General features: G+C 54.9%; 14 protein-coding genes and 1 pseudogene. 8 read left to right on the top strand and 7 right to left on the bottom strand.

All coding sequences use genetic code 11. From position 1 onward, the window contains the following. Nucleotides 1-75: 75 nt before the first annotated feature. Nucleotides 76-996 (bottom strand): annotated as a pseudogene (locus RBB80_RS30400) (recombinase family protein); the annotation flags it as partial. Nucleotides 997-1,695: 699 nt separating this feature from the next. Between RBB80_RS30400 and RBB80_RS30405 the strand changes: the two are divergent. Both RBB80_RS30405 and RBB80_RS30410 read left to right on the top strand, forming a co-directional pair. Next, on the top strand, nt 1,696-3,756 hold the full coding sequence (locus RBB80_RS30405; RefSeq protein ID WP_433965860.1) for a P-loop ATPase, Sll1717 family: 2,061 nt from the start codon (nt 1,696-1,698) through the stop codon (nt 3,754-3,756). Nucleotides 3,757-3,932: 176 nt separating this feature from the next. Beyond that, the gene (locus RBB80_RS30410) at nt 3,933-4,133 is read left to right on the top strand and encodes a hypothetical protein (RefSeq protein WP_433965861.1); all 201 of its coding nucleotides are present in this window, start codon (nt 3,933-3,935) and stop codon (nt 4,131-4,133) included. Between the two features lie 264 nt (nt 4,134-4,397). Here the strand turns inward: RBB80_RS30410 and RBB80_RS30415 are convergent, their stop codons facing one another. The 5 genes from RBB80_RS30415 to RBB80_RS30435 form a co-directional block, all read right to left on the bottom strand. Next, complete coding sequence (locus RBB80_RS30415; protein WP_433965862.1) at nt 4,398-4,769, bottom strand: hypothetical protein; 372 nt, start codon at nt 4,767-4,769, stop codon at nt 4,398-4,400. A gap of 678 nt (nt 4,770-5,447) precedes the next feature. Beyond that, complete coding sequence (locus RBB80_RS30420) at nt 5,448-5,882, bottom strand: transposase (protein WP_433964099.1); 435 nt, start codon at nt 5,880-5,882, stop codon at nt 5,448-5,450. A gap of 23 nt (nt 5,883-5,905) precedes the next feature. After that, nucleotides 5,906-6,430 carry an IS110 family transposase gene (locus tag RBB80_RS30425; protein WP_433964100.1) on the bottom strand — a complete coding sequence of 175 codons (525 nt, stop codon included), beginning with the start codon at nt 6,428-6,430 and terminating at the stop codon, nt 5,906-5,908. Nucleotides 6,431-6,626: 196 nt separating this feature from the next. Next, nucleotides 6,627-7,112 (bottom strand): tetratricopeptide repeat protein, encoded by a 486-nt coding sequence (locus tag RBB80_RS30430; protein ID WP_433965863.1) that lies wholly within the window; start codon nt 7,110-7,112, stop codon nt 6,627-6,629. A gap of 44 nt (nt 7,113-7,156) precedes the next feature. Further along, nucleotides 7,157-7,774, bottom strand: coding sequence for a TetR/AcrR family transcriptional regulator (locus RBB80_RS30435; RefSeq protein ID WP_433965864.1), 618 nt, complete (start codon nt 7,772-7,774; stop codon nt 7,157-7,159). A 66-nt stretch (nt 7,775-7,840) separates the two neighbouring features. Between RBB80_RS30435 and RBB80_RS30440 the strand changes: the two genes are divergently transcribed. The 4 genes from RBB80_RS30440 (at nt 7,841) to RBB80_RS30455 (ending at nt 11,845) form a co-directional block, all read left to right on the top strand. Further along, the gene (locus RBB80_RS30440; protein ID WP_433965865.1) at nt 7,841-8,464 is read left to right on the top strand and encodes a DinB family protein; all 624 of its coding nucleotides are present in this window, start codon (nt 7,841-7,843) and stop codon (nt 8,462-8,464) included. A 353-nt stretch (nt 8,465-8,817) separates the two neighbouring features. Beyond that, nucleotides 8,818-9,687 (top strand): cysteine hydrolase, encoded by an 870-nt coding sequence (locus RBB80_RS30445; protein WP_433965866.1) that lies wholly within the window; start codon nt 8,818-8,820, stop codon nt 9,685-9,687. A 248-nt stretch (nt 9,688-9,935) separates the two neighbouring features. Next, nucleotides 9,936-10,724: a hypothetical protein gene (locus RBB80_RS30450; protein ID WP_433965867.1), complete on the top strand. Its 789-nt coding sequence runs from the start codon at nt 9,936-9,938 to the stop codon at nt 10,722-10,724. A 551-nt stretch (nt 10,725-11,275) separates the two neighbouring features. Next, entirely contained in the window at nt 11,276-11,845 is a 570-nt protein-coding gene (locus tag RBB80_RS30455; protein WP_433965868.1) for a hypothetical protein, read from the top strand. Nucleotides 11,846-12,124: 279 nt separating this feature from the next. On the opposite strand, the gene RBB80_RS30460 is transcribed toward RBB80_RS30455, so the two are convergent. Then, on the bottom strand, nt 12,125-12,811 hold the full coding sequence (locus RBB80_RS30460) for a metal-dependent transcriptional regulator (protein ID WP_433965869.1): 687 nt from the start codon (nt 12,809-12,811) through the stop codon (nt 12,125-12,127). Between the two features lie 181 nt (nt 12,812-12,992). Between RBB80_RS30460 and RBB80_RS30465 the strand changes: the two genes are divergently transcribed. Next, nucleotides 12,993-13,280 carry a carboxypeptidase-like regulatory domain-containing protein gene (locus tag RBB80_RS30465; RefSeq protein WP_433969973.1) on the top strand — a complete coding sequence of 96 codons (288 nt, stop codon included), beginning with the start codon at nt 12,993-12,995 and terminating at the stop codon, nt 13,278-13,280. Between the two features lie 41 nt (nt 13,281-13,321). Further along, nucleotides 13,322-15,292: a hypothetical protein gene (locus RBB80_RS30470; protein ID WP_433965870.1), complete on the top strand. Its 1,971-nt coding sequence runs from the start codon at nt 13,322-13,324 to the stop codon at nt 15,290-15,292. Nucleotides 15,293-15,294 lie beyond the last annotated feature (2 nt).

Below are 15,294 nucleotides of genomic sequence, written 5' to 3' on the forward strand. Positions count from 1 at the left end.
AATGTCAGAAACCACCTCCGGCGGCACCTGGAGCCCTTTGAGCGGCTCGCCTAACCGGTTTGCGATGTCTTCCTCCCGGAACCGGGGAAGGTCGCACTTGCCGCGATATCCCGAGCATCGGTAGTAGACGTATTTCTCCTTTTTGATCTCCGCAGTCACCACACAGCCGTCATAGGCGCACTTCATCAGGCCACGAAACGCCAGATCACGCTTCGTGTGGTGTCCTCGATTGTGGCCGTTCAGAACAGATTGGACTCGCTCAAAAAGACCGGGCCGCAAGAAAAGGGGATGTGTGCCCGAATAGCTGTATCCGGACCATGTGAACGACCCCACATAGAAAGAATTCCGCAGGATGTGGTGGATGTTCCCTTTGCAGATGCGAATTCCGGTTTCAAGATGGATAGCTTTGGAGAGGGACTTCGTAGAATGTGTTCCCGTTGCGTACAGCTCAAACATGCGAGACACGATCGCCGATTTCACAGGGTGTACTTCGACGATTCGCTCGGCTTTGTTGACCTTGTAACCGAACGGCGGATTACCCGGATAGACTCCTGTGAGCGCCTTCTCGCGCAAACCCTTCTTGACCTCTTCGCGAAGGTTCTCTGAGTAGTTCTTCGCCATGACGAGGTGAATTCCATGGATCAGTTTCGCCTGGGACTTAGCATCCTTCGAGATGATCTGCCCTTCCTTGACCAGATGGGTCTCGATATCCAAATCCTCTAACGTCACGGCATCCCGAAGGTTCCGGTAGAGCCGGTCTGTCTTTTCGACCAGCAGGATGCGACAAGACCGGTTCCGTCGAAACCACGTCATCATCGCCGAAAACTGTGTTCTTCCCGACGCCTTCGCAGTTTCCACATCCTCGAATGACCTGATGATTTTGAACCCGTTGCGTTCGGCGTACTCGCGCAGCCCTCTCGCTTGCGCTCCGAGCGAGAAGCCCTCCTGCTCCTGCTCGCGGCTCGATACACGGGTATAGATTGCGGCGTCTTTCATACTTGTCTCCAATGAGGCTTTGAACGGTGCTGATGAACTCCAGCCGGGGAGTCGGTGCCCGAAGCGCGACCGCTCCAGCCTATTATCTCTCCGACAGACTCTAGCCGATACTTGCCGTAAAACGCCGTTTTACATAACACATCAGCTCTCAGTTCATGAAATCGATCGGTCCTCCGCCGAGTAGCCGAGATCCGCCGCCCTCTGGAACCACAGTAAAGACCCACGTTTGTCAGGCGAAACCCCGCACGGCACCGGACCGCAGCAACCTGGCATTCTCGGTGACCATCAAAAGGCTCGCTGTTCAACTACTTATGTAACTTGGGTTGGCTCCTCTCCACCGTATGGGCAGATACTACATTGCAACAACCGGGACTGCCGAGCATGCCGCGAAGTTGGATGTCTCACAACTCCCCGGCGTCGAGGCGGGATCTTTATGAGTTACGTAAGAGCCTCGACGCGCTCGGATGCGTTCCCGCGCTCCCCGATCTTGACGTCTCGCTCCGTTTCGGGTCCCACAATGTCCTTGTCGGATCGAGCATATGGCGATTACACCTGCGAGTGGTCGAGCAATCAGAACTGTACTTACACCGAAAGGGTGCATCGCATTGATTCGGCGGCCTGTTACGCTGGACGCTAGAGCAAACTGTTGCGAGTCGCCAAGGGGGTTACGTTGGCGATATTCCAAGATTCGAGGTCGACGTGGCGAAAGGACAGTCCAATGCCCCATTCCAACTCCCTAAGGATGCACTTAAGAAGGCAAGCGTCGGGCAGTCCTTTGCTGAATACGATCTCATCCGGGCGCACCCCTCCCTGTTTGTCGAAACTCCCGCAATGCGGGCGGCACTGGACCCGAATCGGCCAAAGTCGTTCTTTGTGGGTCGGCGAGGCACCGGAAAGACGGCGATTACCTTCTATCTGCAATCCAAGAACTCGAAAAACACACTTTTGCTAATTCCCCAGCTCCTTGCGGCAGCCGACGAGTACATCCCGACTGATTGGTCACCAGATGTGCATCAACAGCCTTTCAAGACTCTCGTGTGCAGCTTCAAACGCGCGATTCTCGATGAGGTTCTTGCGGTGTGGTTTAAGCAGAGCCTATACCGTTTCCGCTCAACAACGGCCATCACTCGGGAGAGGAATGACGTTGAGCAGTACGACTTCGATCTCAGGTTGCTGAACTTCATTTCTGAAGGATTCGAATGTCTGGAAGGCAAGCCCAAGGAGTGGCTGAAGTTTGTTGCCAGGTCCAAGCAACTTGCTGACGAGATGGCAGAGGAGGCGACCACACAACGTCATGAGGTCACGGTACTGATTGATCGCCTTGACGATTCATGGAATGGGTCCGATAAGGCTGCGGTACTCGTGATGGCTTTGATGCACGCATGTCTGGAGCTAAACGCCACAGTTTGCTGCGTGCGACCACTAGTATTTATCCGCGAGAATGTCTTCGAGAAAGTTCGGAATATGGACCGCGAGTCGGCCAGGTTAGAAACCGCAGTTGTCTCGCTGGAATGGACTCGGGAAATGCTGCGAGAGTTCATCGAGCGCCGCCTGAATCGCAATCTGCTCGCAAAGCCAGCACTCGGGGGACCAACGTGGAACGTGTTCTTCGAAGAGCCCTCAACCGGAACTAGCGAGGACGAGGTTTTCGGCTATTGTCAGTACCGACCCCGTGACGTGTTGATCTACGTGGCCTCTGCCCTGGAGTCGCCTCAAGCGCACCTGCGTTCGCGAATCTCGTACCAGGATTTGCAGGCAGCTAAGAAGAAGTTTTCGGAAGGGCGGCTCAAGGATCTTTCCGACGAGTATTCAGACAACTATCCACGACTAGGAATCGTTTTGTCCAAATTCTATGGGCTTGGCACTGAATATACGGTTGCGGCGATCGACGACCTGACCAAACGATTGCTTCTGGACGGTGAGATTAAGGACAGCTGTCAAAGTTGGATCTATAGCTACAGTTCGCCGGAACTCCTTATCAGGCTTCTCTATAATTTGGGTTTCGCGGGTCTCAAGAGAGCTGACGGGGTCGTGTTCAAATCCAGCGAATCGCCGTTGGCGATGATGCCAACAATCGCCGACGACAGCATTATAGTGATTCATCCGACTTACGTGGACGCGCTGGGCCTCCAAAGCGCACTGGTCAACCGAATTGGGGATGACGTTCTCTTAAGGCAGTCAGGCATCGTTGCGGAATTACCGGAATCCACATCGCTTGGTGTTTACAACGCCAAGTTGGCTGTCCTACAAACGAAGCTCCGAGAATTGGAATATGGCGATAAGGGTGCAGCCGACTACGAAAAGCTTGTTGAAGACATTCTACGGCTCTGCTTCTACAAGGCGCTCACCAACCTCGAAGCGAAATCCCGCGACGTTTCCGGCAAAGTTATCCGCGACATCATTGTCGCCAATCACTCGAGTATCCCGTTCTGGCAGATGCTTCGACAGCAGTATGGGGCGACGCAGATCATTTGCGAGTGCAAGAACTACAAGGATTTGACCTCTGATGATTTCCATCAGGTCTCGTACTACATGAACGACAAGATTGGAAGAGCTGCGCTCTTGATTCATCGTGGCGGCTCAGAGCTTAAGAGGACTTATCTGGAGCATATCCGACGCATCAGCAGCGAAAAGCGGGGAATCGTACTCTTGCTCGGCGAGCGAGATTTAGAAATTTTCCTTCGGCAGGCGCTGAACGGTAAGAAGAGTGAAGGGCACTTGCAGGACATCTTCGACAGAACCGTCCGCGAGATTTCGTGACACTGTCGCTCTAATCAGTTTTGGTTTGGGATTGAATCTCAATCAGCGCACTGTCGCCGAATCACTCATCGATCCCGCAATATCGTTGCTTGCTCTTCGGGCAGATGATGCCGAGCTTGATGAGAGAGATTACTTCTAATCGTACAATGGTGCAGGGACACGTCAAGGAGTGAAGAATGCAGACTCAAACGGTCACATTCCTCGTGGCAGGAATCAGCGGCGCTGTGAGTCTAGCTATGCTGACACCCATTGCAACGGAATGCTGCCACCTTCGGCGATTACCAAAGGGTGTCCAAAATCTCATCCACGCCGAAGGCGTGCGGTGGCGCAGCCGCAGTTCGATCAGGACGTGGTCGGAGTCAGGCGATGGAGAGTAAGGTGCGGTTTGCCGACCATCCGGAAGCGACCCGGCTCCGCGCCATGTGGTCGTGCCCAGCACGTTGATTTCGCTCCGGTCAACTTCCGGATTACCGGCGATCCACCACGGGCGGGGAACGAGAGGGCAATATCGCGGCTCGATTAGGGACTCGGCTTGTTTAGCCAAGTTGAAGCCGCCTGTGGGAGATGTCGATCTTGCGACCAAGCGGCTACTTTACATCTGTTTTCTAAACGAGAGCGCGATCTATCGACCCTGGCGATAGCTAGGCAGGAAATCTGGGCAGATTCCAAGCTACAACTGTCATCCCGATATCGACGCCCAGATGAATTGCGATGTACACCCGCGGCTTTGGGCGCAACATATAGTGCTTGAGGGTAGAGAGTGAAGAATCCTTGATCGAAAAAGCCATTAGGTCGTGCTGTTTCCGCAAGTTCAACATAGCCCAGAGGTTTACGGAAGATGCAATCCAATAAGCCGCGATGACCAACAATCTTACATGAGGCCGCTGAAGCATTATTCGGCCAGACGTAACAAAGGCCAATGTGGCACCCACAATAGCGACATAAACAGTCCACAACGTCATGACGAGCCCCTGGACTTGCGTCGCCGCGTTGATCCAGTCTTTGTCCTCCATCTTTGTTACCTCAAGTGGAAATCAGAGAGTCAGGTTTCGGAACCATGCAGATGCTCGTGAAGTGCAATGATACATCCCAATAACTGCAAATCGCCGAATCACTCATCAAGCAGTGCGGGCGGATGACGGGCCACCCGCACCTTACCGGTCGTCTTCCGATTCGAATCGGTCCGGAGGGGTTAGCAGACGGGTTATTGACGAGTGGCCGACCAACCGGACAGAACGCGAAATGTATGGCAGTAGACTCTGCTCAATGAGTTCTATAAAAAGGGATGTCAAGAAAAAGTTTCTCCCTCGACCGGACGCCGAGAAGATTTTTGTCTCGAGATCCAGCCCACTGCCTGTGAACGTGCCCCTCGATTCGCTCGAGAGGTTTGTCTTGGCTTGTTTGCCATTCCGTGGCTTGCATCTTCCGGTGGTGACGACGCCAATCGAGTCTTAGACTTGGGCAAGCGGACCTGGTATTTGAATGTCAACCATGGTTCTATTTGAGGCTCGTGGCCTATCGCTATTTCTGGTTATCCGAGGAGGCATAGCGTGCATTAGTGACTCGGTGCCGAAGCACACAAGGCCGAACTCATTGACTGATACTCACCTCGAACCGAGCGTCTCGAGAACCCGACCGACCACCACCTAAGAGAATGGCCGGAGATGGAAAGGCCTCCTTATCAGAGACGCTCAAGCTTCTTGCCGATGCAATTGTGTGGCGTCGAAATCCACTCCTTTCTTCCAAATCGTTAGAGTGATGCTGGCAATCTTGCGTGCCAGGGTGAGACGCGCCATCGTCGGTCGCATTCCTTTTTCAAGAAGAGCAACATAGAAATCGTACAGGGGGCCAGGGTGAGTGCTAGCGGAGATCGCAGCCCCTTTGAAGAGATTCTTCACATCGGGATTATGGTTGTTACTCAGGCCACGCACGGTCATGCGCTCCCGGTTTCGTTGCAGTTTCCCTCGGACGTAGCGATACTCGCCGCTGTCGTGGGTCTCCAGCGCGAAACCACTGTAAGCCCACAGCTGGCGCTTGCTACGGAAACGGTGGGGCGTCTGCAGCTGCGCAACCAGCAAGGCTGCACGAATCGGACCGATCGAAGGAATCTGGCGAAGCAATTTCACGGCATGATGCTTGCGGCTCTCGGTCAGCAAGTCGCGTCGCGCTTGCTGACGCACTGGTTGCAGCAGATCCAGTTGCTGATAGAGCCGTTCGGCCCGGAGACGAACTCCGGGTTCCGGATCTTGTCTAACCATTCTGTGCGATGCCGCGGTGCATAGACGCTGGTACCGCTACAGGGAATGGCCCAGCTTCGGTAGAGGGCTTTGATCCGATTCATGACTCGTGTGAGATCCTTCGTAATGGTTAGGTAGCTGCGACCTAATTCTTTTATGGTGCGCATCCCGTGCTCGCCATGGTAAACCGACGTGAGCTGGTTGCCACGCAGCAGCTCCGCCAGCTTTCGCGCATCGATTCGGTCACTCTTGCTGCCGTCTTTCAACAGGGCGTTCTTGCGCGGATCGCAGACCACGAGATGGGTGACGTGAGGTTTCAGCAGGTCATGTAACCAGGCCGCAGAGACTCCTTCTTCGAAGGTCACCGATAAACTTCCGTGTAGCCCTTGGAGGAACTCAAGGATCGTGGCCGCTTTCGTCTCCAGAATACTTTCCATGATCAACTTCCCCGGGAATCTGTGACTGCAGCCGAGATCGTTGCTTGGTGGACGTCCATGCCGATATATTTCTCTTGGCTCATAACGCCGCTCCTTTCGGTAGGTGGTGATACGAATAACCACAACCTACAGCAAAGTGGGCGCCTTTTATATTGCGTGCTAAGCCCTGATATGGAGTGAGAATCTAAGTCAGGGGTTATCGACAGTGCGACTTTCGGCGCGACAAGCGATAAAGCCCAACGTTTGATGCGAAATCCTTTGTTGCTGCAATTTTCGCGTACTCAGCTTTGGCCTGCTGCAGTACAGGAATATCCTGGTCAGCGTCCTTCCATAGAGTAAGGAAATCCTGATAAGCCGCCTTAGCCTTGACGGTGTCGCCCTGCAACACATAAGCGCGACCGAGGCCAAGATGGGCAAGCGCACCGATGGGTTGGTTCAGGACGAGGCCTCGATGATCGAGGATCTTCTGGAACTCGGCAGCAGCCTCGCTACCCCGGCGCGCAGCCAGATAGGCTTCGCCACGCACAAAGACTGGAAACATAGGCGTCCAATCCAAACCAATGGCTCTCGTCGCCCCAAGCTCATAAGGTGCGGCGGCCGCAAGACTCGCAATGGCGCCGGAAGCATCTCCCTTGTTGAGTGCGAGCTTTCCGCGGACGCTCGGCAGATAGTTGAACTGCACAATGGTGTCTTCCGGAAAACTCCCCGGACCGGGGCAGAACCAAATTAGCCGGGCTGTCGGGGCCTGCGTTTCACGCGCGGTGCCGGGCCCAGAGCTTGGAGGACTGCCTCGGCATATGAGGACCAGTCATCAGATAGCACGGCCGGTACCTCGTGCGCCAACTGCAGAAGCCCACGGTATGCCGCGTACGCAAGCACAGCCTTCGCTTTAGCCTGTGATACCGGGAGCCCAAGCTCGCGGTAACAAGTTTCTAGGAATCCAATTCGTGCTGAAGCCACGCGGTTCAGCACGCGTCTCACAATCGGATCGTCTGCGGCCTCGGCAAGCGCTGCATATAGGGAGCGTGACCTTGGTGGCTGGGCGGCAGCCTCCAACATGAGAATGAGCCGCTGACGAGCGTCGGTGACTGCCGACAATCCTACGATGGCCTCCGTTGTGGCGCGATGCTCCCAGCGCCTGAGCGCATCAGCTAAGAGCTCTGACCGGCCCTTGAAATGCCAATAAAAGCTGCCCTTGGTGACCCCTAGACGAGCGGCGAGCGCCTCTACTGTAAGTGCCCGCAGACCGGCCTCCGATATGAGTTGAAGCGCACCCTCCACCCAGTCGGATGAAGTTAGAGTAGGCTCGTCGAGTCGCTTCGCACCAGTACCCTTGCGCACCATAGTAGACATTTTCCCATACGCAAGAGTATTGACAGTCTCCGTTTCCATACCCTACAGTATGGAGCCATGACAGAATTGTTGCCGGACATCGGAAATCTGCGCGACCAACTCGACGCAGCGGAGCGCGACGCACGGTTGCTCGTGGAAAACCTCGCCGAAGAGCGAGGGTGCTGGCGTGCTGAAGTAAATTCGTGGAGCGTGGCGCAATGCCTCGACCACCTGGCTACAACGAACCAGGTCTACCTGCGTGCGATGAAAGAACCTGCGATCCGTGCCCGCGCGGCAGGTCGGTTGAGGCGACGCCCGGCGCTTCCCGGATTCGTGGGCCGATGGTTTGCGACAAAGATGGAGCCGCCCGTCAAGGCATCGTTCAAGATGAAGGCGCCGCGAAACATCAAGCCGGGAACGTCGCCTTCGCTCGCTGATGCTTTCGCCCGCTTCGCGACATCACAGGACGAAATACGGGACTACCTCCGTACTAACGCCGACCTAGACCTTGCGGGGATTCGATTCCCGAATCCGTTGGTACCCGGCATCCGGTTTAGCCTGGCCACCGGACTTCACGTTATCACCGCTCACGAGAGGCGCCACATGTGGCAAGCTTGGCGCGTGCGTCGTGCTGCGGAGGGCGCGGCAGGCGAACGCTCCCGGGTAGAAAATACTCTAGACAGTTCGAGCCACAGGAATTGATGCGCAGTCTGAAATCTCCGTAGGAAGTGCAAATAGCTTGCCTCACGCGATTCCAGCGTTAAATGATTGTCACCGTCATCAAAACGGACGTGGGTCTCGCAGTCTAACGTTGTGCCGCCGAATTGCACCGAAAATGGCCCTCACTTCAGTCATCGGGGTGAGGTGCTTTCTCGGGGTGTCAATTGTCGCTAAATCGCCAAGTCACTCATCGACCCCCAGTCGGCGGGGTTTTGAGTGTAATCGCCTGTTTACAACAGTTCGCCTTCCGAGGAGCCGGTCAACCACACAATTGAGAGTTCCACGACATGGGGGCTGATTGTGAGACACTCAGCGGGCAGGCCATCGGAGGTGCTATGACGCGGGACATTCAAAACACTGAAAGAGAACCGACGCAAGCGCACAATTTTGGCCGCCGGGAAGTGCTCGGGCTGCTTGGCGCAACAGCAGCCGCGTCATTGGTAGGAGGCCGCGGCGCAGAATCAGCCTCGGCACAGACTCAGAACGCGAACAGCCGGATTGTCAGAATCGATGCGAAGCCTGAGACAATTGCGATAGATACTAGCAAGACTGCGGTAATTGTCGTAGATATGCAAAACGATTTTGGTTCTAAGGGTGGCATGCTCGACTTGGCAGGAGTTGACATTTCGGGCATTCGAAAGGCGATCGCCCCAATCGCAAAAGTACTAGCCTCAGCTCGCCATGCGGGCATCAAGATTGTTTATCTCAAAATGGCGTTTCGTCCGGACCTCTCGGATTTCGGTGCTTCCGATTCTCCGAATCGCTTGAAACACCCGCCGTTCGTCGGGAAGATCACTCCCGCGCCTGACGGTAGGGAAAGTCGGATTCTGATCCGCGACACATGGAATACGGATATCGTTGACGAGCTCAAGCCTCAGGCCGATGACCTAGCCATCTACAAACATAGATTCAGCGGTTTTTATCAGACCGATCTGGATGCCACGCTCAGAAAGCTGGGAATCCAATACCTCATCATCGCGGGCTGCACTACGAGTGTCTGCGTTGAGGCGACGGTCCGAGACGCTATGTATAGAGATTATTCGTGTGTCTTGCTGGAGGATTGCATGAGCCAACCCACGCCTCCCCATGGCGTGCCGGGAAGTAATCACGATGCCTCGCTCGTACTCGCGGAAGCGTATTTCGGTTGGGTCTCAAAGTCGGAGCAATTTATGACAGCCGTTCAACCGCAAGCGGTCGCGCCTTAGTATGAGCGGCAGCCGATTTGTGCGCGGTTAGAGCATAGTTGGCGAAAAATCGCCTATTCACTCATCGACTACCACGTTTGGAGAAATCCCCCGACTTTCCGAGTTGCGGGCGGATAACGGGCAACCCGCACCTTACCCGTCGTTGGCCGTTCGGGCGCGTAACGGAAGGGTTGCCTACAATACGTTCGCAATGGATCGCCAGTGCTGTATGTTGAGTTCGTCGCCGAATCTACGAGGATCTGAGGAGCATGCCCCTGCCGCGCTTGCAACTGGTAGAACTTGAAGATCTGACCTGGTTCCCGCATACGATCCGGGACCTTGCGACAGACTATCTCCAGTTTATGGAGACCCGCTTCGCTCTGCACAAGCCAGTCGTTCCCCTGCTGCGGACGATGCTCGAAAACTCGAAGACATCATGCATAGTGGATCTGTGTACGGGCGCAGGCGGCCCTGTGCTGGCCATATACGAAGCTCTGGCTGCGGAAGAAATCCATGTGCAATTCACATTGACTGACAAATTCCCCAATATCACTGCGTTTCAGCGCCTTTCCTCGAAGTACCCATCTGGCATTCGATACATCGCTGATCCGGTCGATGCCACAAACGTGCCAAAGAACCTAGTGGGGCTGCGTACCATGTTCAACGCGTTCCATCACTTTGCACCGAGGTCAGCCCGGCTGGTGCTGGAGAGCGCAGTTCAAGCGCGACAGCCAGTCGGCATATTTGAAATTCCGGAACGCAGCTTACTCATGATGGTCCCGTTCCTATTCACGCCGATTTTTGTCGCATTGGCGACGCCGTTCATACGACCATTCCGATGGAAGCGCTTGCTCTGGACCTATGTGGTTCCCTTGATTCCGCTCACATGCTGGTGGGATGGTCTGGTATCCGCATGCCGCGCGTACACGGTCACAGAGATGTTGGCAATGACGCAAGGTTTCGATGACTACGATTGGAAAGCCGATCGCATTGGAGTTCGCGGCCAAGCCGGACACCTTACCCATCTTCTGGGCATCCCGCGTCCTTCGCGCATTTAGTGTTGGGCCTCCTGTGCTTTTGGCGTTGCCGGCTGGCCGATGCCAGATATAAGTTCGCGGTCCATCTCCCGAGTCACGGGCAATCCGCACCTTACACTCTTCGACCTTCCAAAGAACATCTTGTGCCTCGCCACCATCTGGTTATTTCCGTGTAGCCGACCATCCGGGAGTTGGCAAGACCGGCGCCGCTTCAGTTCACACGAAGTACTGAGCGGGTGCTCGCAGGTTCTCACGCTTCAGCACGAAGCATCCTGCGGCGATATCCGCTGGGCGAGATCCCGGCCCAACGCTTGAATGCGATGGAGAAGGCTGCTTCGGACCGATAGCCCACCCGGTTGGCCGCGTTGCCTCCTACTACTCCTTCGCGTTGACGTGTGGCAACTATTCAGCCGACTATAATTCCCAGTAAACACGTTCATGCCGGCTGCATGGGCGTATCGAGCAAAGGTGGCCCGAGGGGCAGGGGAACTTGGCTCCGATCCGTTGGTCGGCTCGATTCGGGCCTAAAGACCGCCCCTCACCTCGGAGTTTGATATCCCAGGAGATCTGTCATGACAATGTGTGCGAGCAAGATCGGAACAGTTCCTACGATTGGATTCGATTGGTACATCGTCCTTCTTGAGGGTCCTTTTGGTGATGCGATCCGCGAACAGATCGACAAGTACTTCATGACGCTAGGTAAGGAAGCTGGACCCGACATTTTGGTGGTTCGGGGCTATGATGCAACCGCATTCCGAGATTCCTTTGAATCTGCTGCACTCTACTCTCGTTCGTTCGACGTCCCTGACGATTGGAAGAGCACTTTCCTACCAGCGATTGTCGTGACTGATGCGCTGCCGACAGCAATTAAAACGCCTAACGGGTTAGATCAGGCAAAAGTCATGATCTTCCCTCTGAGGGAGATTTATAAAAAACACAACGACATCTCCATCTTTTTCGGCAAGCTGCTTGCGGCCCTCCACTCGAACAAGGCGAGCTACGCACTGGATAGGCTCGACGAATCAGAGATTGAAAGGGAATGGTCTTGGATGAGGGAGTACGTCGAAATGAAACCAGGGTTCTTCGGTTTTAAATTTGACTTGGGAAAGATGATCGCCGGCATACTCGCAAAGGCCCGATAGCGATTCGGCGATGACAAGTCTCGTCCGACCATGAAGGTTCATGGCATCTCCTTCCACGGTGAACAGGCCAATTGGGGTCGAATTACGGGCAAACCGCACCTTAACCCGTCGTTGGCCGTTCGGGGCGAGTAACGGAAGGGTTGCCGACCATCCGCCCAGAATTCGGACATCAAGGGCAGAGTCCGTCTCAATGGGCGCGCATTGTCCTGTTTACAACAATTCACGTTTGATTGTTGGAATCAAGCGTCTATTGAAAGACATAAATCCCGCTTGGCTTCTTTAATCCGCGGAACGGATTCGGACCGCACCCGCGAGAGTACGAGAGAGGCGTAAGGCCCTCGAATTGTTGCCTGCGCGTAGAACAAATTCTTCCTGGGACAGACTAGTGACCTGTAAACGCGCGCCTGGAGTGATGCCATGAGCCTTTAGTTGCTTCAATAAAAGTGGGTCCTGATCCGAAACGCTGTCCACAAGAAACTTCCCGTCTTGTTCAATGTCTGTCAACGGTCTAGATACTTGCTTTGGCATTCTGCCGTCCATCTCAGGAATGCAATGCCCGTGGGGATCAAACTTTGGGTGACCAAGCTTTGCGGCAATGCGTTCTTCGAACCGCTCTGAGATGAAATGTTCCAGGCGCTCAGCTTCGTCGTGGACCTCTTCGAGAGGGTACTCCAGGACTTCGTAGAGGAATGTTTCGAGCAAGCGATGATGGCGCAGCACCTCAAGCGCTCGCCGTCTGCCCGCAGCCGATAGGCGAACACCTCTATGCCGCTCGTATTCCACGAGGGGAGGAGAAGAGGCCGCTAGCTTTTGCAGCATATTAGTAATCGACGCTGGGGCGACCCCAAGCCGCTCCGCCAGTGCGTTGCTCGTCACTCGCTCCTCTTCTTGCCCGCCTATCGCAAAGATCGCCTTCAGATAGTTGTCCACAGACTCCGTGTTCAAGTTGACGCGACGAGTTGTCATGCCTCAATTTCCCGTTTTCGGTTTGACATGGTTCTATTTTAGGCGTACCTAATATATTTAGGTAGGCCTAAATTACTGTCGAAGAATGTGCTTCCTGAATTCCTCCAAGGCCCCACCAGGACAACCGGAGACCGATATGCGTGCAATTCGAGAATGGAGATACAACAACCTCATTCTCTTGATGGTATTAACAGCGATTAACCCATGCTTGCTTCAAGCGCAGAGCGGAACCAGCAGTGCCCTCTCCGGCGGGGTGACAGATGCGAGTGGCGCTGCAGTGCCCAATGCGACGGTCACTGCTACCGACGTGAACACGAAGGCGACTCGCACCGGCGGAACGGACGCAGTCGGCCATTTTCTTTTTCCCAAGTTAATCCCGGCACCTATCAGGTCACGGTCGAGTCCAACGGCTTCGCAATTTCCAAATCGGAACCTACTCCTGTCGGTGTTGGTCGAACGGTCACGCTGAACTTCTCGCTTCGGATTCAATCAAATGGTCAGACCGTCGAAGTGACGGCTCAGCAGGGCCTACTCAGCCTCGACAATCCAAATACCACCACTACTATCGACGCTAAGACAATCAAGAACCTGCCCAACCCCGGACAGGATCTGACTTATCTGGCCCAGTTTGCGCAGGGTGCACTAATGAATACAGCAGGGTCATCGAACGATGCCAAGGCTGCGGGTGGGTATGGCAATGTCGAATTCAATGGTTTGCCCGCGACATCGAACGGGTACATTCTCGATGGCTACGATACGAACGATCCCTGGCTCGGACTGAACATAGGGCTCTCAACCAATCTTGTCATCGGCTTGGACGCGGTCCAGGAAGCGACGGTGAACACGAACTCCTTCTCCGTCGATCAGGGGCGCTATGCCGTGGCCCAGGTCAACTACTTCACAAAGTCCGGCACGAACGCATTTCATGGGGATGCGTACGAGATATGGAACGGGTCGCTGTTCAATGCTGAGAACTACTTCCTTCACGCAAACGACACGGCAGACAACATCGCCAAAAAGCCCCGGTCCACAGTAAATGAGTTTGGCGTCAGTGTCGGTGGGCCGATTCGCAGAGACAAGCTCTTCTTCTTCGGACATTATGAAGGCATCCGCATCGCCTTGCCGATCGTCTCCCAGATCACTCTGCCAACTCCCGCCTATCAGCAGTATGTCCTGAGGCAACTAGCCATTGGTGGAACCGATCCGGTCACGGGGACTTCTCTTCCGGCGCAGCCATCAGAGATTCCGTTCTATCAGAAGATGTTTTCTCTGTTGCCGGCGCAGGGCGGGTCACCCGTGCCCATCGTCGGATGCCCCCTCGGAACCAACGGTGACGGATGCGCCAGCCAGCGCCAGGCATCACTCAACAACAGCGACGGTGAGAACCTCATCGTGGTAAAGATCGACCATACGATTAGCGCGAAGGACAGCATCTGGTATCGCTTCCAGCAGGACACAGGACTTCAGGCGGCGTACACCGATCCGATCAACCCTATCTTCAACTCCTATTCGCCCCAGCCACAGCGCACCCTGGTCGTCGGCTACACCCATCTGTTCAGCCCTAGGCTAGTGAACCAGTTCAATCCCGGTGCAAGCTGGTATGCCAGCATCTTCGAGCCAAACAACTACTCTGAGGTGCAGCAGACCTTTCCCATCGTGCTCGCATCCGGGAGCAGTAGCGTCCCTTTCACAACGATCGGCGGCAATAACAATACGTACCCACAAGGCCGCAAGGTCACCCAGTGGCAGATCAATGACAACCTGACCTGGACTCATGGGAAGCACACGTGGAAGTTCGGCATCAACACTCGCCGCCTCGACGTAAGCAACTATGACCTTGGTGAAGGCACCGTGCCGACTGTGACCTACAACGATCTTGCGCAGTTCACCTATGGCGCTGCCTATACAGCCAGTCGGAGCTTTCCGGTTTCGCTGAAAGAGAGAGTTTCGTCAGGAAACCTCGAATACTACGCGATGGACACGTACAAACCGTCGCCGAAAGCAACGCTCACCGCTGGAATGCGCGTAACCTGGAACACCAACGTCACCAGCGCAAAGGATCTCTTCTCCCGAACAGCCGGGTCCTTTCTTGATACGTCGCATGAAACCAATACACCGCTCAATCAGGTAGTCCTCGGTAATGTTCACAACCTGTTTCCGGGAACGCCGCTGTTTGTTTACCAGCCAAGGGTGTCCTTTGCCTACCAGCTTCTCTCCCATACTGCTGTTCATGGTGGGTTTGGAGTCTTCAATGACATCATTCCCATGCAGATCGCCGATCTTGCGGCGATGAACGCTCCCAACGATCCTACGTTTGTGGGTGGCATCGGCGGACAGGTCGGTGGCATCGCTATTGCGCCCGGTGTTCCAGGAAGCGCCATTGATGCCGCCATAAATGCCAACAACTCCTTTCAGACAACCTTCCGCTCCGGCGGGGCTCCTGTGTTGGCATTCAGCCTGGTGCTCCCACCTGTCCGCTAGCG

It is taken from the genome of Tunturiibacter gelidiferens (assembly GCF_051013345.1).
GTDB classification, from domain to species: Bacteria; Acidobacteriota; Terriglobia; order Terriglobales; family Acidobacteriaceae; genus Edaphobacter; species Edaphobacter gelidiferens_A.